This window comes from Pseudomonas onubensis (genome assembly GCF_965653655.1).
Taxonomy (GTDB): Bacteria; Pseudomonadota; Gammaproteobacteria; order Pseudomonadales; family Pseudomonadaceae; genus Aquipseudomonas.
This window is the reverse complement of sequence record NZ_CBFHAZ010000046.1, coordinates 1-18,255: the sequence shown is the minus strand read 5'-3', so window position 1 is coordinate 18,255 and position 18,255 is coordinate 1. Positions and strand designations below refer to the sequence as shown.

Annotated in this window: 18 protein-coding genes; 6 read left to right on the top strand and 12 right to left on the bottom strand. The window is 61.8% G+C overall.

Annotated features, from left to right (window positions below; all coding sequences use genetic code 11):
- The first annotated feature begins 95 nt into the window (after positions 1-95).
- Positions 96-446, top strand: coding sequence for a DUF6124 family protein (locus tag ACTD9P_RS16380; protein WP_438868502.1), 351 nt, complete (start codon positions 96-98; stop codon positions 444-446).
- A 465-nt stretch (positions 447-911) separates the two neighbouring features.
- Positions 912-2,063 carry a M14 family metallopeptidase gene (locus ACTD9P_RS16375; protein ID WP_438868501.1) on the top strand — a complete coding sequence of 384 codons (1,152 nt, stop codon included), beginning with the start codon at positions 912-914 and terminating at the stop codon, positions 2,061-2,063.
- Between the two features lie 18 nt (positions 2,064-2,081).
- Here the strand turns inward: ACTD9P_RS16375 and ACTD9P_RS16370 are convergent, their stop codons facing one another.
- From ACTD9P_RS16370 to ACTD9P_RS16350, 5 genes are all read right to left on the bottom strand, one after another.
- Positions 2,082-2,621, bottom strand: a complete 540-nt coding sequence (locus ACTD9P_RS16370) for a cytochrome b (RefSeq protein ID WP_438868500.1) — start codon at positions 2,619-2,621, stop codon at positions 2,082-2,084.
- Complete coding sequence (locus ACTD9P_RS16365) at positions 2,618-3,700, bottom strand: catalase family peroxidase (RefSeq protein WP_438868499.1); 1,083 nt, start codon at positions 3,698-3,700, stop codon at positions 2,618-2,620. Before ACTD9P_RS16365 ends, ACTD9P_RS16370 begins: the two co-directional genes overlap by 4 nt.
- 121 nt (positions 3,701-3,821) lie before the next feature.
- Positions 3,822-4,586 (bottom strand): enoyl-CoA hydratase-related protein, encoded by a 765-nt coding sequence (locus tag ACTD9P_RS16360; RefSeq protein WP_438868498.1) that lies wholly within the window; start codon positions 4,584-4,586, stop codon positions 3,822-3,824.
- 42 nt (positions 4,587-4,628) lie between these two features.
- The gene (locus ACTD9P_RS16355) at positions 4,629-5,927 is read right to left on the bottom strand and encodes an FNR domain-containing protein (protein WP_438868497.1); all 1,299 of its coding nucleotides are present in this window, start codon (positions 5,925-5,927) and stop codon (positions 4,629-4,631) included.
- Entirely contained in the window at positions 5,920-7,500 is a 1,581-nt protein-coding gene (locus tag ACTD9P_RS16350; protein ID WP_438868496.1) for an amino acid adenylation domain-containing protein, read from the bottom strand. Before ACTD9P_RS16350 ends, ACTD9P_RS16355 begins: the two co-directional genes overlap by 8 nt.
- 198 nt (positions 7,501-7,698) lie before the next feature.
- Between ACTD9P_RS16350 and ACTD9P_RS16345 the strand changes: the two genes are divergently transcribed.
- Both ACTD9P_RS16345 and ACTD9P_RS16340 read left to right on the top strand, forming a co-directional pair.
- Positions 7,699-8,205, top strand: coding sequence for a sigma-70 family RNA polymerase sigma factor (locus ACTD9P_RS16345; RefSeq protein ID WP_438868495.1), 507 nt, complete (start codon positions 7,699-7,701; stop codon positions 8,203-8,205).
- A complete protein-coding gene (locus tag ACTD9P_RS16340) occupies positions 8,202-8,939 on the top strand; it encodes an anti-sigma factor family protein (protein ID WP_438868494.1) in 738 nt (245 codons plus the stop codon). The genes ACTD9P_RS16345 and ACTD9P_RS16340 overlap by 4 nt, the downstream gene beginning before the upstream one ends.
- Positions 8,940-9,079: 140 nt before the next feature.
- On the opposite strand, the gene ACTD9P_RS16335 is transcribed toward ACTD9P_RS16340, so the two are convergent.
- Genes ACTD9P_RS16335 through ACTD9P_RS16305 form a run of 7 tightly spaced genes read right to left on the bottom strand, consistent with a single transcriptional unit; the run spans position 9,080 to position 15,430 of the window.
- On the bottom strand, positions 9,080-10,069 hold the full coding sequence (locus ACTD9P_RS16335) for a Csu type fimbrial protein (protein WP_438868492.1): 990 nt from the start codon (positions 10,067-10,069) through the stop codon (positions 9,080-9,082).
- A 16-nt stretch (positions 10,070-10,085) separates the two neighbouring features.
- Entirely contained in the window at positions 10,086-12,479 is a 2,394-nt protein-coding gene (locus ACTD9P_RS16330) for a fimbria/pilus outer membrane usher protein (RefSeq protein ID WP_438868491.1), read from the bottom strand.
- A 44-nt stretch (positions 12,480-12,523) separates the two neighbouring features.
- Entirely contained in the window at positions 12,524-13,309 is a 786-nt protein-coding gene (locus tag ACTD9P_RS16325; protein ID WP_438868490.1) for a fimbrial biogenesis chaperone, read from the bottom strand.
- A 26-nt stretch (positions 13,310-13,335) separates the two neighbouring features.
- Complete coding sequence (locus ACTD9P_RS16320; protein ID WP_438868489.1) at positions 13,336-13,836, bottom strand: Csu type fimbrial protein; 501 nt, start codon at positions 13,834-13,836, stop codon at positions 13,336-13,338.
- A gap of 5 nt (positions 13,837-13,841) precedes the next feature.
- A complete protein-coding gene (locus ACTD9P_RS16315) occupies positions 13,842-14,375 on the bottom strand; it encodes a Csu type fimbrial protein (RefSeq protein WP_200432417.1) in 534 nt (177 codons plus the stop codon).
- 18 nt (positions 14,376-14,393) lie between these two features.
- Positions 14,394-14,936 carry a Csu type fimbrial protein gene (locus ACTD9P_RS16310; protein ID WP_200432416.1) on the bottom strand — a complete coding sequence of 181 codons (543 nt, stop codon included), beginning with the start codon at positions 14,934-14,936 and terminating at the stop codon, positions 14,394-14,396.
- Positions 14,930-15,430 (bottom strand): Csu type fimbrial protein, encoded by a 501-nt coding sequence (locus ACTD9P_RS16305; RefSeq protein ID WP_438868487.1) that lies wholly within the window; start codon positions 15,428-15,430, stop codon positions 14,930-14,932. The genes ACTD9P_RS16310 and ACTD9P_RS16305 overlap by 7 nt, the downstream gene beginning before the upstream one ends.
- 215 nt (positions 15,431-15,645) lie before the next feature.
- On the opposite strand from ACTD9P_RS16305, the gene zapE reads away from it, so the two are divergent.
- Positions 15,646-16,740, top strand: a complete 1,095-nt coding sequence (gene zapE / locus ACTD9P_RS16300; RefSeq protein ID WP_438868486.1) for a cell division protein ZapE — start codon at positions 15,646-15,648, stop codon at positions 16,738-16,740.
- Positions 16,741-16,780: 40 nt separating this feature from the next.
- The gene (locus ACTD9P_RS16295; RefSeq protein ID WP_438868485.1) at positions 16,781-18,085 is read left to right on the top strand and encodes a protein kinase; all 1,305 of its coding nucleotides are present in this window, start codon (positions 16,781-16,783) and stop codon (positions 18,083-18,085) included.
- The last annotated feature ends 170 nt before the right edge of the window (positions 18,086-18,255 follow it).

Genomic DNA, 18,255 nt, shown 5'->3' with positions numbered 1-18,255 from the left:
ATAAACAGTTTGTAGTAATCCATCAAATGACATAAATACGATTCGTATTACTATCAGGTGCAGGTTTTCAACGTCCAGCCAGAGTAATCGCCCTCATGATGACCCTCCCGAATCACCTGCCCAGCACGCCCGAAACCGACGAACTGCTGACGCTGCGCAGCAGTGGCGCCGCACAACGGGCACTCGATTATTACTTGAAAGAAGATGTATCGGCGCCCACGCCAGACCCCGCTTTTTTCGACATCCGGCCCGGCATCAGCCAGGAAGACGCCCTGGTGCACGCATCGGACCTGCTACGCAGTGCGGCGGCTGCCGCTTATGAATCGGCAAGTAGCCGGCAAGGCAACCAGCGCGACCTGGCCTTTTCGGTGGTGTATTTGATTGATATGGCCAAAGCGATGGTGGAGCAGGCATTGCAGGTACCCGCTGCCCAGGCGAACGCCTGACAGGCACGAAAGAAAAATATTTCTATCCCTGGGATAAAAACATTTGACTTGCAAATGATAATGATTATTATTGGATCCAGCTGATCGCGAGATCAGTCGATAGACCAAGGGACCTTAGGTCGGACTCTTGGAATATCTCCTCATCAGGCTAATCACGGTTTTTGACCCGGCTCTTTGGCCGGGTCTTTTTTTTGCCAGTTTTTCTGGCGTGGCTTCAGGCTAATGAAGACTGTGTGTTGCTTGATGGCGCGCATGGTAGCAAAAGAGCATCGCCAAAAGAAAGCCGATGCAACGCTCTAGCCCGGATCTTTGCGAAATAGCGCTTGAGAATCAATCTCATAGATTCTAAGCTGCTGCGGCGTCAAGGACGACGCCCCCTTCCCCGTGCAACAATTTTGCACCAAGATTTTGCCTCACTCCTGTGTAAGATATCCGCCACAACAATCATACGCAGGCAGCCAGACCATGACAGTGGCCTTGACCTCTATCAAGATCAGCACCGACTTCGACAGCGGCAATATCCAGGTCCTGGATGCCAGCGACGCTTACCAGTTGTTGCTGGCGATCAAACCCGATACCCGCAGCGCACATTTCCAATGGTTTCACTTCAAGGCCGAAGGCATGCATGTGGGCCATACCCACACCTTCCGCCTGAGCAACGCCAGCCATTCGTCGTATAAAAACGCATGGAGCGGCTACAACGCCGTGGCGTCCTACGACCACGTCAACTGGTTCCGTGTGCCCACGCGCTTTGATGGCGATACCTTGCATATCAGCCTGGAGACCCGCGAGAAGCAAGCCTGGTTCGCCTACTTCGAACCTTACAGCCGTGAGCGTCACGACTGGCTGATCGAACAGGCGTTGAGCCGCGCCGGTACCCAACTGCTCGCCACCGGCAAAAGCGCCGAGGGCCGTGATATCCAACTGCTACGCCGCGGCAAAGGTGGCGAAGGCCAGCGCAAGGTGTGGATCATCGCCCAGCAGCATCCCGGCGAACACATGGCTGAATGGTTTATGGAAGGCGTCATCGAGCGCCTGCAACAGGACGGTGATGCTGAGCTGAAAAAACTCCTGGCCGTCGCCGACCTGTACCTGATCCCCAACATGAACCCCGATGGCGCCTTCCACGGGCACCTGCGCACCAACGCCATGGGCCAGGACCTCAACCGTGCCTGGCAGAACGCCAGCGAGGCGCTCAGCCCGGAAGTGCTGTTCGCCCAGCAGCAGATGGAGAAATACGGCGTCGACCTGTTTCTCGATATCCATGGCGATGAAGAAATCCCCTACGTCTTCACCGCCGGCTGCGAAGGCAACCCCGGCTACACGCCGCGTATCGAAGCGCTGGAAAAAACCTTCCGCAGCCACTTGAGCGCCCTGACCCGCGACTTCCAGACCACCCATGGCTACACCCGCGCCCTGCCGGGCGAAGCCAACATGACCCTGGCCTGCAATGCTGTTGGCCAGCAGTACGACTGCCTGTCGCTGACCCTGGAGATGCCTTTCAAGGACAACGACGACGCACCTAACCTGAAAACCGGTTGGTCCGGTGAGCGCTCCAAACAACTGGGCAAGGACGTGTTAAGCACCGTGGCACATATCGTCACCACCCTGCGCTGACCCGCCCTGCCCCCGGCATCAGCCTTTGGTGCCGGTCATGCTTTGCAGCACGCCATCACGGCGAATCAGTCCGTGGAACAACGCCGCCGCCAGGTGCAACAGCACCGTCAGGAACAACAGGTAGGCCAGATAGCCATGGGCCTTGCGCAGCAGCGCAAATAACGGTGCATTGGCGGATACCAATGCCGGCAACTGCACCGAACTGCTGAGCATCACCGGGTCACCGGCCGCTGAAATCATCGCCCAGCCCAGCAGCGGCAATACCAGCATCAACGCATACAACACTACGTGGGACGCCTTGGCGGCCAGCACTTGCCACAGCGGCAGGTCAGCTGGCAGCGGCGGTTGCCGGGTGGAAAAACGCACTACCAGCCGCACGATCACCAGCGCCAGAATCGCGATACCCAGCGGCTTGTGCAGGTGAATCAGCCATTCGTGGCGCTCCGACACCGACGCCGCCATGCCCGCGCCGATAAACAACATGGCAATCACCATCAGCGCCATCAGCCAATGCAGCAAGCGCGCCAGAGGCGCGAAAAACCGTGGTTGGACATTCATGGCTTCGACTCCTGAGGGGCACTTTGCAGCGGGCTGACTTCGCCGGCGCGGCGTACATAGGAACTGGCATAGGCGGCAGAGCGTGCAGCCAGCAGCGGGTCATTGGAGGCTTGGATACCGCTGGGCAAAATCAACGGGTCAAAATTGATATCGCGGCAATCGCCGTCAGCTTGCGGCTGGCTGCTTTGCAGCACCAGAGTGCCGGCGTTGAGCACCTTGTGCTCGCCGGTCCAGGCTTTACTGGCGTCGTCCAGCGGGTCGCCGGGGTTGGCCAGGGTCATGCTTAATTGCCAACGCAGCGGGCCTGCCGCCAAGCGCTGTACCAAGTCTTTTTCGAGGAAATCCGCCCCGGATGGCGCGGTATCTCCCGCCGCATCCTGGCTCTGTGGCACCACGCCCCAACGCACCGCCTGGCGCTTGCCATCGGCGCTTACCAGGTAAAAGGCATTGATGCCGTTGTAGGTTTCGGTCGCGTAACTGGCCGAGGGCTTGGCGGTCTTGACCCACGCCAGGAACGGCGCCGTCTCGGGGTGCGCGGCAAAAAACGCCGGCATACTGGCCGGGTTCGGCTTGCCGGTGGCCGGCTCGGGTGCGCCGGCCTTGAGCATCTGGTAAAACGCCTCAGGCGTGCCCACCGGGAACACCGGCATGCTGTTCATCCCCGTGCGCCATTGCTGGCCATTGGCCTGGCTGAACTGCAAGGCGAAACTGCGGATCGGCACACTGCTGTCCGGCGCGTAAGGGTTGCCGCTGGGCAGGGCGAATCGACCGATTACCAGGGTTTTCGCCTCGCTGAACACCTGGGCACTGGAGTAAGCGCGCGCCTCGGCGCTGCTCTCGAAGTAACCGGCCACACACACGCCCTTGGCATGGTTACGCCGAAACCCAGGGTGTACACCGTTATTGGTTTCCAGGGCATTGACCAGGGTTTTGGGACGCAGGCGCTGTGGGTCAAGCGTGCCATTGACGTAGGCGAATGCCCCGGCAACGACCGCCACTACACCGCCAATACACGCCAGCCTGACTAACAAACTGGCGGTACTGAGGGGCGTACGTGGCGGCAATGAGTGATCTACCATGAAAAACTCCAGGGCGAGTGGCCGCAGGGAAAATGAACTATGAGACGAATCCCACGTAGGTCTATTCCCTTTTCACTGTAGTTTTTTTCAGAGCAGATGCGTTGCCAAACCGAGCGTTCTTCTAAACCGCGTTGAAGACTGCCGGGCGCTTGTTTATAAACGCCTGCATGCCCTCCTGTTGATCCGGCGTCGCGAACAGCCCATGAAACAGTCGGCGCTCCAGGCGCACGCCATCGTGCAACCCAAGTTCCAGGGCTTGCTCAACTGCCTCCCGCGCCGCCCGCGTGGCGGTGCGCGAGAACCCGGCAATCTGTGCAGCCACCGCCAGCGTCTGCTCCATCAAGTCTGCCGCCGGGTACACACGCGACACTAACCCGGCCTGGTGCGCCTCTTGAGCCATCATCGGCCGTCCGGTCAACACCAGGTCCATGGTCTTGGCCTTGCCGATCAGCCCGGTCAAACGCTGGGTCGCACCCATGCCCGGGATAACGCCCAGTTTGATTTCCGGCTGGGCAAAGGTCGCCGTATCGGCGGCGAAAATCATGTCGCACATCATCGCCAGCTCACAGCCGCCGCCGAACGCATAGCCGGCCACTGCGGCAATCGTCGGCGTGCGCAGGCGGGTAAAGGCTTCCCAGCCGACGAAGTAATCCTCGTTGAGCATGTCCAGGTAGGACTTGCTACTCATCTCTTTGATGTCGGCCCCAGCGGCGAAGTATTCAGGCGTGCCGGTGATGACGAAACAGCCGACCTGCGGGTCCTGGTCCAGCACTTGCAGAAGGCTGATCAACTCCGTCATCAGCGCTGAACTCAGCGCATTCTTGAGCTGTGGGCGATTAAGCCTGACCAATACCACCCGACCATGACGTTCTATTAATACATTCATAAAGACCTCTACTGATTAATGGTGTGCCTCAATGCCGCGGCTTCAGGAATCCCAGATCGCGCCATAAGCCGGTATGCCGCGGGCTTCCATTTCGTGCACCACGCGCTCGGTCAACGCCTGGTTGGCGATACAGATCACCGCTTCTGAACCGAAGGTTTGCACCGCGCCATAGGCCAGTTGCACCAAGTCCGGTTTACCGCGCTCATCGGTGTCCCAGATCAATGCTCCGGGCTGTGCACGCAGGATTTCGTCCACCAGTTCATCGCCGTAGGTTTTGCGCGGGCTGCGGGTAGACCAGATCAACTGGATCGGCACCTGGGCGGCCAGCAGATGCGGCATGACCGGGCCGATTCCACTGCCGGTGGCGATATACACCACTGACTTGAACAGGGTTTCCACATTCGCCACGCCCGCCGTGGTGATGCCTTTGACCCACACGTGGCTGGGCAGGTCTTCGATAAAGTGCCCGGTCCAATCGCCGGCACGGGAAATAATCAGGCGAAAACCCGCCTCGCTTGGTGCAGGAATATTGGCAAACGAATGCCACTCCAGCAGAGGGTTGCGGCTGATCGCAGTGGATGAACCGGCGAACGGTGTGGTGTGCTTGAAGCGCGTAATCACCGCATGCCCGGAAGGCCGAGTGTGTTCAACGGCGACCTTGCGCAGACGCAGCCATGGCAGGGCAATACTCAACGTCAGCAGCACCAGCATCCAGAATGATCCACTGCGTAACAGGCTGGCCGAGGTCTCGCTGGATGCCAGTAACGTCAACGCCCAGAACAGCAGCAGCGCGCTCCAGCCGGCAAACCGATGGACCCGCTCGAAGCCATTATGGAATCGGCTGCGAACCCACGGCTGCGCCATGCTAACCATCAACAGCAACAGGCCGAGTAACATACCCGTGAGCCACAACCAGGCTGACGACACGCTATCGGGCTGGCGCAGATAGCGTGCAACCTGAACGCCGACCATCGCCATAAACCACGCGGTCGCCGCCAGGGCCGCGCCACTGTGCAGCCCGCCGAAGTGGTAAACCTTGGCCGCGCTGCGCCGCACACGCAACGGCCAGGTGACTGGCACGCGAGTTGCCAGCCAGAACAGTGCATTAATCAGGTATTGCTGGCGAATCAGGATGGCCAGCGACAGGTTGATCAGCACCATGTCCGAAAGCCTTTCAACCGTGATGGCAGCAAGATCGAGCGCCAACAGCAAAAACCCCGCATTTACAAGCAAAACCAGCGCCACCAGGCGGTTGTAGTATGAAAACACCGGCAGTGCGGTCCAGCGACGCCACAGCGCCAGCTTGGGCGGCACAACGGTACGGGTCAGTGCATCAAGCATGACGAGCCACCTCGGCCGCGAATGCCTGTTGCAGCAGCAAGGCCTTATCGATTTTGCCCCTGGCGGTCAGCGGAAAAGCCTCCACCGCGTAGATGGATGTCGGTACGCAGTAGTAGGCCAGGCGCTCCTGGCAACGGGCTCGGCACGACTCGACGTCTGCATTGGCAGGCGAGACGAAAGCCACCAGGTTGCGGCTGTCCAGCTTCAACGTGACCGCCCGCATGCAGCCATCGCCCGCCTCCAGGGCCGTGGACACAGCGTCCAGTTCCACACGAAAGCCACGCACTTTCACCTGATCATCGACGCGCCCCAAGTGTTCCAGTTGACCGTCTGCCGTCCAGCGCCCCAGGTCCCGTGTGCGAAACATCATGGCGTCCCCGCCCATAAAAGGGTCCGGGCGATAGCGCTCCCGGGTCAGCTCGGTATTGTTCAAGTAACCGACCGTTACCCCGACGCCGCCGGCCCACATTTCACCGGTTTCACCCAGTTCACAGGCACGGCCGTGTTCGTCGAGCACATACACGGTGTTATTCGGAGTCGGTTTGCCGATGGTCAACAACGTGCCGGGCACATGCCGGTGCAACGTGTTGACGATGGTGGTTTCGGTAGGCCCGCAGCCGTTGTAGAAGATGCATTGCTCGGCCCAACGGTCGGCCAGTACCTGGGAACAGGGCTCTCCCGCGACGGCGACCACTTGGAGGTCAGGACACTGCGTGGGGTCAAGGTTCGCCAGTATCGAGGGGGTGGCGATCAGCACGTGGCATTGCGCAGCGGTTTGCGCAATGTCCTTATCACGAATCAGCAAGGTCGCCCCATGGGCCAGGCAACCGAGGATTTCCCAGGCCGCCATATCAAAGCCGATGTTGAGGATTTGCCCCACGTTACGGCCCGGTGCCATGCCGATCTGTCCCGGCTGCGTGAGCAAGATGTTGCATACGTTGCGGTGGCTGACACACACGCCGTTGGGCCGCCCGGTCGTGCCGGAAGTGAACAGCACGAAGCAAAGGTCATCGGTGTCGCCGGCAGCGACTACAGGGGCGTTGTCCTCGACGATAAAGGGCTCTTCGGCGAGGAAACTGTCCAGGCACAGGCTGCGCGGGGCCGCATCGGCCGGCAGGCGATCGGCCAGGTTCGACAAGGTCAGAATCACGGGACTGGTCAACGACTCCAGCACCATGCCCAATTGCACGGTCGGCACGATTCTGGCGTCTTGAGGCACATACGCAGCCCCCACCTTCAACACCGCCAGAAGTCCTACCAGCATGGAAATCGAACGCTCGACAAACAGCCCCACGGTGTCACCACGCTTAACGCCCAGCTTAATCAGGCGCGCGGCCAATCGATTGGCTTGACGGTTGAGTTGTTCATAACTAATACGCTGTCCCGCCCATACGGCAGCGATTGCCTGGGGCGTTAACGCCGCTTGCGTTTCGATCGCCTGGTGCACACTGCCATAGGCAGGCTTGGCCCAAATACCACAGCCCCATTGCTCAAACACCACACGTTGGGCGGCAGGCAAATGGGCCAGAGCGGCTCGGGAAAAGAACTGTTTGTCGGTCGGAGAAAATGTCATGCACACACCCTCATCAATGAACTGCGCGAAATTGTTCGCGGCGGTTACATGGATTGATTGAGCGGTGGAAACGGTATTACAGGTCCGTATACAGAGCAGATACCCCCTACAGGAAGGCCCAAATTTCTTACAGCCCTTGATGGAATAAGCTACGTTGTCTGGCGTCTTCCTCTGCACAACCGACCAGAATTCACGCCCATGCACGAGCTCGACGAACCGTTACGTGAACTCATCCCCAGGCTGCGACGCTTTGCCGTGTCCTTGACGCGTAACACCAGCAGCGCCGACGACCTGGTGCAGTGCACGCTCGAACGGGCGATCACCAGTTGGGCCGACAAACGCCTGGAAGGCGACCTGCGTGCCTGGCTGTTCTCGATCCTCTACCGCCAGTTCCTCGACGCCCACCGGCGCAGCCGGCGTTATGCACGCATGCTCGAATTCTTTACCGGCCGTGACGATACGCAACCCTCGGTGGAGCGCACGGTGATGGCCCAATCGACCCTGCGCGCCTTCGACCAACTCAACACCGAGCAACGGGCACTGCTGCTGTGGGTGTCGGTCGAAGGGTTAAGTTACAAGGAAGTCGCCGAGATCCTGGCGGTGCCGGTGGGCACCGTGATGTCGCGCCTGTCCCGTGCGCGCCAGGCCTTGCGGCAACTCAGCGAAGGCGAAATTACCAGCCCTGCCCTGCGGATACTCAAATGATCAGCCTGCCCCCCAGCGAACGCGATTTGCATGCCTACGTCGATCACCAACTGCCGGAGAGCGACCGTCGCGTGCTTGAAACCTGGCTGGCTGCCCACCCTGAAATGGCCGCCCAGGTGCATGCCTGGCAACAGGATGCACACGCCCTGCGCGCGGCCTTGAGCGGGACGTTGCAGCAACCGGCCAACCCCGACCTCGACCCGGCGCTGATTCGCCAACGCATTCGGCATCAATCGCGCCGCCACCTGGCCAGTGCCGCCGTGCTGCTGATCGCGGTCTGCCTCGGCGGCCTGGGTGGCTGGCACGCCCGCGAAGCGACTCAACCACCGATGTTGCCAATGGCCGATGCCATGCAGGCGTTCCGCCTGTTTGCCCAGGACGGCATCATGCCCGCCGACTTCAGCGCCAACGATGGTGGCACTATGCAGGCGTGGCTGGATCGCTATTTCAACCAGGCCCATCGCCTGCCCGATTTGAGCCAGGCCGGTTTCAAGCCGGTGAGCGGGCGCCTGCTCACCACTGAGCAAGGTGCGGCAGCGATGGTGTTGTATGAGGATCAGCAAGGCCATCGCATCAGCTTCTACATCCGCCCGCCGGGACCGGAAAACGGCTTCCTGCCGCGTGGCAGCCGCAGCGCCGATGGGCTGCAGGCCGATTACTGGTCCGATGGCGGGTACAACTATGCGATGGTCAGCCCGGTGGATCAGGCGGCGACGCACTTGCTCAAGTTCTAGAAGACCCAGACCGGCTTTTGTGGGAGCGGGCTTGCTCGCGAAAGCGGTATATCAGTGACAAATGAATTGACTGACCCACCGCATTCGCGAGCAAGCCCGCTCCCACATTTTGATCGCGTGGGCCTTCAACGGATGCTGTACTAGAAGCCCACATCCAGCACCACATTATCAATGTAGGTGCCGCCCGGCGGCGTGGTTTGGTCGGTGTAGATCTTGGCGTTGTAGTTGAACACCTGGCTGCCGGTGCCCAGGCCGTTGCCGGGGTTGATCTCGGCCGAGGAACTGGCCCGTCGCGCTGCGCCCACACTGCCCCAGCGTGTAGTGCCGGCACTCATGAAGATGTCGTAGGCGAGGAAGTTACTGCCGGAAATCATTTGCCGACGCCCGCCCACGCTCACCGGGTTCTGCCCATCGCTGAGGCCGACGGTGTAGGCGCTGCCCTTGGTGCAGGCCACGCTGGCCTGGCCGTTGACAGTGGCGAAGGCGCTGACCACCGGCGCGCTGCCGAAGGCAATCGGTGGCGTGGTGATCTGGCAGTCGTTGACCACCGTCATGCTCACCGTCAGTGTGGTGGTGCCGTTGTTGATCTCACGGCCCAGGCAGATCCCGCCAATGCCAATGCCTGAGCAGTAGTTCCAGTTCCAGAAAATACTCAGGGTCTCGCTGTACACGCCTGACGCCACATTGCTGCCAAGGGTGGTGGCGAAGTACAACGGCACGACTTTGGTGCCAGGCCCGAACACCAGGCCAAGGGAGGCGGCAATGCCGCCGCTGCCGCCAAAATCGAACGCGGTGCCGCGTGTCATCGGGAACGCCGTGGTGTTGTTGGCATAGATCGTATATTTAATGACATCACCGGTCGGCCCCACCAGCCCCCCTTGGGGCGAACCGCTGACAGTCGCATAGAAATGGTCATTGGAGGTCAGCACCGACAGTACCGCAGGCGTGCAGCTCAAGCCGGCGTTGGTGGTCGAACTGGGCTGGGAGGTGGTGCGCACGGTCATCGAACTCACCGTGGTGCCAAAGCTGGCCGGTACGGTGGCCACCACCGAACACACGGCCTGCACCTGCGCCGACACGCCCAGGCCCGCCAGCAACACGCCCCGCAACAGCCATTCCTTGACCCGCACACCCACACTCCTTATGTCATTGGCACACCAGTGGCCCGATCAGCGGCACCTGGGCCTGGGTGGTATCCAGCTCAAACGTTGCCTGGCAGGTCTGGCCGTTACCCAGGGTGACTTGCAAGGTGTTATGGGCCGCCAGGTTTTCCAGGTACACCAGGCCGTCCCACCCCACCACCGCCTGCGCGCCGCTTTGCTCGTGCCGCACCTGGCTGCCCAGGGGCAAGTCCTGGTGCTGGGCGTCGACCAAGGTGATGCTTGCCGCGATCACCTGGCGCACCGGAAACTCCAGCAGGTAGCCACTGCCACGGCGCACGGCCACCCGTTGCTCGACGTTGGGCACCTGCACGTTGGATGGCAGGTTCAGTGGGTCGATCTCATATTTGGCGCGGTAGTAAGCACTGGTCCACGGCACCAGCAAGTGCCCGTTGCGGTCGGTTTCGCCCACCACCTGGTTCTCGTAGCGCACCGGTACACCACTGACCCCATCGGTGCTCACCACCACAAACGCATCGTTGACACGGTTGGCGGCGAACACTTGATTGTCCATCCACACCAGCGAGCCACTGGCGTCGGCCCAACGGGTTTCGGCGTCGCTGCTGCCGTACACGCCGGCCTGCAACTGCACCGACTGCAGGCGCCAGGTCAGGTCGGCCTGGCGATAAGCCGGCCCATCACCGCTGGCATAGCCCAGGTTAAAGCCCACGCCGCCTTCGGCCGGCACGGCTCGGCTGTAGTTGACCCGCTGCAGGCTCTCGCCGGTTTTACTGCGCTCGGTGCCCACGCTGAGGCTGCCGTACACGTCGAACGGCACCACCACCTGCGCCTGCACCGCCCAACTGCTATCACCCACTTCATGGTTGGCCGACAGGTAAAAACTGCTGTTGCGCCACAGCGGCTTGCTCCAGGTCAGGTTCACCAGGCGAGTACGCGAATCATCGGCCGCCTGCACATCGAAATAGCCGACGCCCAGACTGCCAAAATTATTCAGGTTCAGGCTCACCGTCGCCTGCTGGCTGCGCTTGCTGAGGCTGGCGTAAGGCGTGTCGATCAGGCTCAAGTCGGCGTATTGCTCACGGCGCTCGACCCGTTGGTACGACAAGCTGTAGCGCTGGTTGCTGTATTGGTAGCCCAGGCTCAGTTGCTGACCGGTCCGGCCGTCGTACTGGCTTTGGCTGACGGCGGTATTGAGCACACCAAAATTACCCACCCGCAGGTTGCCGCCGACACCGCCCAGGCTCAGGTCATTGGAAGCTTCGGCATGGCTTTCCAGGGTAAACGCGTCGGAAACCCCATAGCGAAAGGTGCCGCTGGCCACGCCAGGGCCATAGCCAAAATCGCGCAAGGTGTAGTCGCGGCGCAAATTACCCGCCGCCACCGAGAAGTCCGACAAACCCTTTTGCAGCAATGTACTGGTGACATAGAACGGCACCGTGGTCGACACCTGCCGACCCAGCGCATCGGTGGTGACCACCACCGCCTCACCGGCGCCGTTGATAAACGGCACGTTGGTCAGGGTATACGGCCCCGGCTGCAGGTCGGCGCTGCTGGATTTATAGCCATTGATAAACAGATCCACCGACGACGGCACCGCCGCCTCCCCGGCAAACTGCGGCAGCGGGTAAGTGACCAGGTCCGGGCGCACGCCGAAGTCGCGCGACAGCTGCACACCGCCCAGGCGCACCGAGGTGCTCCAGGGCAAGGCGCCGCTGATCACATCGCCCGCTTCATAAGTCAACAGGCGTTCATCGTCAGAGAATCGCCAAGTGGTGTCATAGCGTCGATAGCCATTGTCCAGGCTACTGCCGGCGGTTTCCCGGCCAATGGTGGTACGGTATTGGCCGGTGTTGGACAAGGTGCCCCAGGTATCGAACAAGCGCACTTCGTTGAAAATGCCGAGGTAGGTACCGGCATCGTCGGTGTCGTTCAGGTAGGCGTCATAGTTGAGCAACGCACCGAAGCTGGTCAGCGCCTGGGTGCGTGGGTAGTTGTTGCGGTTGCCGATAAACTGCTCCGGCAGCCAGGCTGGCGGCACGCTCAGTATCAGGCGTTGGCCCTGGCTGTCGTAATCGGTGTGCAGGCCGGGAAAGCTCTCCAGCGCAACCTCGACCGGCACGTCGCCTGGCAACTTCACGCCAACCTCCTGCAACACCGACGCCGGCAAAAAAAGCTGCCCGGCACGCTGATTGACGGCGACCACACGGCCGGTGTCCATCTGGTTGACCACCAGTTCCAGGAACAACTGCGCATCGGCAACAGCCTCCATACTGCTGGGCGGGGGCGGCAATGGCGCGGCGAAGCCCGGCGGCGCCAGCACCAAGCCAGACAAGCCGCCCACCACCCACACCGATCGCCATAGACATCGAGCCCGATCCTGGCTCACCAAGGCTTTGTGTCCATCAATGGACATCTCCATCCGTATTTAACACCAGGGCCTACTCCATGCCCTGCCACACTGAGTCAGCGTCCCGGCGCGAGATTCTCCACTTGCGTTGCCCCGTTGATGCGCACCTGCAACGGTTGATCGGCCGGCAAACCGTCCGGCACCGGCCAGCGCATGGTCGCGCCCGGCAGCACATAGCCCATCAAGCCTTCCACCAAGGGCCGCGGCTGGCCGCCCTGCTTGAACGTGGCATCGGTGAGGCGCGCATGCACGGCGCCCTGGTTGCGCATCTCGACGTAGTTGCGCCCGCCCACGCTGACTTTTTTCCAGCTTAAATCCGGTTTACCGGCAGTTTTCGGGTCGCGGTCTCGGGTGCCGTCAACCTTGCTCCACAGGCCCGGGCCGTAGGCAAACAACGGCACCGAATAGCGCATCTGGAAGCGGATAGCGGCGGCGGTCTTGCCATCCGCCGGGGCCGGCGGCGGCGTGGCCGAAGGGATCTCATCGATGATGATGCGATAGGCCAGCTCCTGGCCGGGCGGCACTTCTTTGGTTCGGGTCAGGCGCACCAATTGTTTTTGCCCAGGCTCGATTTTCGCCACCGGCGGGCTGCCAATCACATCGCGCTGGTTCTGGTATTGCTCGTCAAAACCACTCTGGGACCAGGCAAACACGCGGATCTGCAGGTTGGCGGTCTCGGTGCCGCGGTTCTCCAGCCACAGCGCGCTGGCCTGTTGGTCGGCCTCCAGCACCGGGTCGATTGGCCAGATCAGCACCGAGCTGGCCGCCTGGGCCTGTCCCGCAGCCAACATCAACAACCCGCTCAAACCCGCTGCCCACCCGTGCCGGGAAGCTGCACACATAGATCTCACTCCTTATACCGAAAGCCTTACCACGACAGCTGCACCTGCAACGTGTCGCTGTACGTCCCCCCAGGCTGGTTACCCGGTAATTGCACTCGCCCATAAATCGGCAAGGTGATGTTGTTGGCGTTGCTGTACGCCACGCTCACGCTTTGGCTGATGCCCAGGTTCTGGCTGAACGCCGCGTCCCGAAACAATTGATAAGCCACTTGGGCAGTGCCGCTATTGAGCTGCATCCGCCGCCCGCTGTTGTTATGCAAACCACCATCGACACTCATGCTCAGCGCCACCCCCGGCGTGCATTGCAGCGTCACGCCGCCGGTCAGCGCGACAGACGCCGTGCTGGTGGCCAACGCCGAATAAGTGCCGAACGCCAGGCTGCCGTAATTGCTGCCGCCGCCGACCACCAGGCAGCCCGGCGTGATCGTCGCGCTGACCTGAAACGACTGGCTGGTCACCGCCAACAGCGACAGCGGCATTCCCCAGCCGATGCACACCGCCAACGCCGCCCATCCTGACCGGCTCATGGCCCTTAGAACGTCAGCGTCACGTTAACCGTGTCGGTGTAAGTACCGGCCGGCAAGCCCGCTTTGCCATTGGCCTTGCCGTAGATATTCACGGCCTGGGCCACGCCGGTGCTCGGCGCCAGGTTGATCACCCCGCCGATGGCCAGCAGCGTCGAGTGGCCGCTGTCGGTGTAGAGGTCATACGGCACGTAGTTGGCCACCCCGTCATACAGCGCGCGGCCACCGCCCACGGACTTGCCGTCGTTGGCACCGGCAGACACCGTCAACGTCGGTGAGGTACCCGCCGAACACAGGATCGACAACGCCCCACCGCCGCCGCCCAGCACCTGGCCGTCGGCTTCAGTGAACAGGCTGTTGGCGGTACCGAAGTTCAAGTTACCGAAGCTCATCCCGCCGGTGGCTGCGGCGCCGTTGACCTGGCAGCTGCTGGTGAGCACCAGGGTGGCGCTGACCGTACCGGCCACCGTCGCCGCCTGTGCGCCCGACACCCACGCCAACGCCATCAATGGAAAAACCGCCTTCGCTATAAGTGCATGCATGATGTCCATCCTCATGGTTTACCAATCCAGAGTCACCGTCAGGGTGTCTGTGTAGATGCCGGCCGGTAAGGCCCTGGTATTCGCCACCACTGAGCCGAATACCGGGATCGGTACTTGTGTGCCCTTGGTCACGACGAAATTGCGTTGCTCGCCAATGCTGTAGCTGCGCCGGCCGAGCGGGTCAGCCGAGAGTTGATAGGGAATGGTCTGGCGCCCGTTACTCAGGCGCCTTGTAGTGCCGTCACCGTGGGCGCCGCCGTCGATAGTCACGGTGAAGCTGCTGACCACCGAGGGGTTGCAGGACACCGACAGCGGCGCCTTGCTGCCGTCGGTAACGCCCGCGCCCAACGGGTTGCTCCACGTCGGGCCCTGGCTGCCGAAATCCAGCAGCGCGCTACCGCCGGCCGGGCTCACCGGCGCGCTCTCAATGTCTTTGCTCACCTGGCAACTGGCGGTAATCACCAGCCGTGCGTGGATCTGCCCGGCGACGGCCGCCTGGGCGTCATCGGCCAGCAGCAACAGCCCGCCCATGGCCACCACGGCCCAGCCGCGGCTTACCATGTGACGGTGACCTTGAGCACGTCGGAGTAGCGACCGACCGCCGGAATGGCCTTGAGCGGCTCAATGCGCCCATACAACGGCAGGTCGACACTGCCGGAGTCCGGCACGCGCCCACTCAGCGGCTCGTTGATCGGCAAGGGAATACGCCGCGCGGCGTCGGCATAAATTCGATAGGGAATCGGTTTGCTCGAAGGGGTCGCGGCACTCAGGTAGCGCACTTCGCCGGTGCCGCCATGCAGGCCGCCGTCAACGCGCAGTTGGTAAGGGGTGTCGGGGTTGCACTCCAGGCGCGGCTGGCGCTGGCTGATCAGGGCCGCACTCAGGGGCCCGGCCGGGTCATCCAGACGCGGGCCGCTGCCAAAATCCAATACGCCAAGTTGCTCGATGCCCGCACTGCGGGTAGTGCCCACCAACTGGCAGCCCCGCTGCACGTCGATGCGCACCTCCACCTGGAGTTGCGCAGCGTAAACCGTGCTGCAGAGCATCGTGCCCATGACTGCCAAAACGCCTCGTCCCTTCACTGCCCCAAATCCTTGTACAGGGGTGACTGCTCTGTAAGAGGTTAGCCACAAAGGGCGAAACTGCCAGTCTGGGCCGGGTGGCAGGCGTAACATGCCTTTTCGAGATAGCGAGAGGCGCCGTTCTGTATTGGTCAAATCGACGTGAGCGCCCTAAAGTGGGCAACCACCGAAATACAGAGTGACGTGCATTGGCTGTGCTATCCCTGATTCAGCGTCTGCTGGGTAAAAAAACCGCGTTGACCAGCGCCTCGCCTATCGCGGCGTTCTTCGAAAACAAGGCCCGAGCCCAGGGCTATACCCTCAGCGCCGGCCAAACCCAGGCGATTGCCGCCCTCGCCCGCGAGACCCGGCACCTGCTCGCCGGCCAGCCCACGCGCAGCCTGTACCTGCATGGCCCGGTGGGGCGTGGTAAAAGCTGGCTGCTCGATGGGTTTTTCCAGGCGCTGCCGATTGCGCAAAAACAACGCGTGCACTTCCACACCTTTTTTACCCGCCTGCACCAAGGCATGTTCCTGCACCGTGAACAGCACGACGCCCTGGGCGTGACCCTGGACGCGCTACTGGCCGATTGCCGGGCGCTGTGCTTCGACGAATTCCACGTCCACGATATCGGCGATGCCATGCTCATCAGCCGCCTGTTCAAAGCCTTGTTCCAGCGTGGCGTGCTGGTGCTGGTGACGTCCAATTACGCCCCTGAAGGCCTGCTGCCCAACCCGCTGTACCACGAGCGCTTCAAGCCGGTGATCGACTTGATCGCCACACGCATGCAGGTGCTGGAAGTCAGCTCGCCCGAAGATTTTCGCAGCTTGCCCCAGGCCCACGCCGAACAGCGTTTCACCGGTGGCCAATATGTATGGCCGGGTAACGCCGCCCAGCGCGACGCCCTCGGGCTGCCCGCCACACCTGGCCCGGCGCAGACCTTGACGGTCGGCAAGCGCCAATTGCTCTGCCGCAGCCATCAGGCGCGCAGCATCGTGTTCACCTTCAACGACCTGTGTGAACAGCTCACCGCCGTGATGGATTATCTGTTGCTGTGCGAGGATTTCGACCACTGGATTATCGACGGACTACCCTTCTTGGCCGACTGCCCGATTGCCGTACAACAGCGCTTTATCAACCTGGTGGACGTGCTCTACGACCAGGACAAACGCCTGACCCTGATCGGCCAGCAACCCTTGGCGCGCGCCCTGGAAGGCCAGGCCATCGACCTTGCCCGCACCGCCAGCCGACTGAACCAATTACCAACGGTGTGCCCGCAACCCGCGCCCGACCCGGTATCATGAGCGCCTTTTACGCCCACCTTGCCGAGTGACCGCGCCGTTCATGAATACCCTCGCCCAACTCAAGGCTGGCCAATTGGCCGGTATTACACGCCTGGACCTGTCTTGCGGGCTGACCGAATTCCCGCCGGAAATCTTCGCGCTGGCCGACAGCCTGGAAATCCTCAACCTCACCGGCAATGCCCTGAGCCGCCTGCCCGACGACCTGCATCGGCTGTCGCACCTGCGCGTGTTGTTCTGCTCGGACAACGCCTTCACTGAGCTGCCCGCGTGCCTGGGCCAGTGCGCCAACCTGAGCATGATCGGCTTCAAGGCCAACCAGATCCGCCACGTACCCGCTGCCGCGTTGCCGCCACAGTTACGCTGGCTGATCCTCACCGACAACTGCATCAGCCAGCTGCCCAGCGAGCTGGGCGAGCGGCCACTGCTGCAAAAGCTGATGCTGGCCGGCAACCACCTGACGGACCTGCCGCACAGCCTGGTCAACTGCAAAAACCTCGAGCTGCTGCGCATCGCCTCCAACCGCTTCACCCAACTGCCGCCATGGCTGCTGACGCTGCCAAGCCTGACCTGGCTGGCCTATGCCGGTAACCCGGTGGAAATGGCCGTTGACGTGGCGAGCGATGACGCAACGCCGAATATCCCTTGGGCTGAACTGGAACTGGGCGAGGTGTTAGGCGAAGGCGCTTCGGGGATCATCCGCAAGGCATTGTGGAAGCCGCAAGCGCTGCCGGTCGCGGTCAAACTCTACAAAGGCACGATCACCAGCGACGGCTCGCCGCTGCATGAAATGCAAGCCTGCATCGCCGCCGGGCTGCACCCGAACCTGATCAAGGTGGAGGGGCGCGTGGTCGGCCACCCGGAGGACCAGGCAGCCTTGGTGATGGACCTGATCGACCCGAGTTACCGCAACCTCGCGGCCCTGCCGAGCCTGGCGTCATGCACCCGCGATATCTACGCGCCGGGCACGCGCTTCAGTGCTGAAGTGGCGTTGCGCATGGCCCGCGGCATCGCCTCGGTGGCGGCGCATCTGCACCGGCACGGCATCACCCATGGCGACCTGTACGGCCACAATATTCTGTGGAACGCAGCGGGAGACTGCTTGCTCGGGGACTTTGGCGCGGCGTCGTTCCATGCGACGGCGGACACGCTGGAAACCAGGGCGTTGCAGCGCATTGAAGTGCGTGCGTTTGGGGTGTTGCTGGGGGAGTTGATGGAGCGGGTAGACGCAGGCTTCAATAGTGAAGCGCTGGTGACGCTGCAAAAAAGCTGCTGCCAGCCCGATGTGTTGGCGCGCCCGAGCTTTGAAGAGATCGAAGCGCTGCTGGGGTCTTTGCCACACCACTGAACAATGTGGGAGCGGGCTTGCCTGCTCCCACAGAAAAGCAGCTCTTCAGTGCATGCAAATCCGCAGCCGACCTCATATTCAGAACTGCATGCGGTCAACTGTGGGAGCGGGCTTGCTCGCGAATGCGGTGGGTCAGTGACAGATGAATCAACTGACCCACCGCATTCGCG

Coding starts and splice junctions, on each gene's coding strand:
- ACTD9P_RS16315 (WP_200432417.1), bottom strand. CDS start 14,375: ATGCATGCACTTATAGCGAAGGCGGTTTTTCCATTGATGGCGTTGGCG.
- ACTD9P_RS16345 (WP_438868495.1), top strand. CDS start 7,699: ATGCACGAGCTCGACGAACCGTTACGTGAACTCATCCCCAGGCTGCGA.
- ACTD9P_RS16365 (WP_438868499.1), bottom strand. CDS start 3,700: ATGGTAGATCACTCATTGCCGCCACGTACGCCCCTCAGTACCGCCAGT.
- ACTD9P_RS16380 (WP_438868502.1), top strand. CDS start 96: ATGATGACCCTCCCGAATCACCTGCCCAGCACGCCCGAAACCGACGAA.
- ACTD9P_RS16355 (WP_438868497.1), bottom strand. CDS start 5,927: ATGCTTGATGCACTGACCCGTACCGTTGTGCCGCCCAAGCTGGCGCTG.
- ACTD9P_RS16350 (WP_438868496.1), bottom strand. CDS start 7,500: ATGACATTTTCTCCGACCGACAAACAGTTCTTTTCCCGAGCCGCTCTG.
- ACTD9P_RS16360 (WP_438868498.1), bottom strand. CDS start 4,586: ATGAATGTATTAATAGAACGTCATGGTCGGGTGGTATTGGTCAGGCTT.
- ACTD9P_RS16330 (WP_438868491.1), bottom strand. CDS start 12,479: ATGGAGATGTCCATTGATGGACACAAAGCCTTGGTGAGCCAGGATCGG.
- ACTD9P_RS16340 (WP_438868494.1), top strand. CDS start 8,202: ATGATCAGCCTGCCCCCCAGCGAACGCGATTTGCATGCCTACGTCGAT.
- ACTD9P_RS16305 (WP_438868487.1), bottom strand. CDS start 15,430: ATGGGCACGATGCTCTGCAGCACGGTTTACGCTGCGCAACTCCAGGTG.
- ACTD9P_RS16370 (WP_438868500.1), bottom strand. CDS start 2,621: ATGAATGTCCAACCACGGTTTTTCGCGCCTCTGGCGCGCTTGCTGCAT.
- ACTD9P_RS16375 (WP_438868501.1), top strand. CDS start 912: ATGACAGTGGCCTTGACCTCTATCAAGATCAGCACCGACTTCGACAGC.
- ACTD9P_RS16320 (WP_438868489.1), bottom strand. CDS start 13,836: ATGAGCCGGTCAGGATGGGCGGCGTTGGCGGTGTGCATCGGCTGGGGA.
- ACTD9P_RS16310 (WP_200432416.1), bottom strand. CDS start 14,936: ATGGTAAGCCGCGGCTGGGCCGTGGTGGCCATGGGCGGGCTGTTGCTG.
- ACTD9P_RS16295 (WP_438868485.1), top strand. CDS start 16,781: ATGAATACCCTCGCCCAACTCAAGGCTGGCCAATTGGCCGGTATTACA.
- ACTD9P_RS16325 (WP_438868490.1), bottom strand. CDS start 13,309: ATGTGTGCAGCTTCCCGGCACGGGTGGGCAGCGGGTTTGAGCGGGTTG.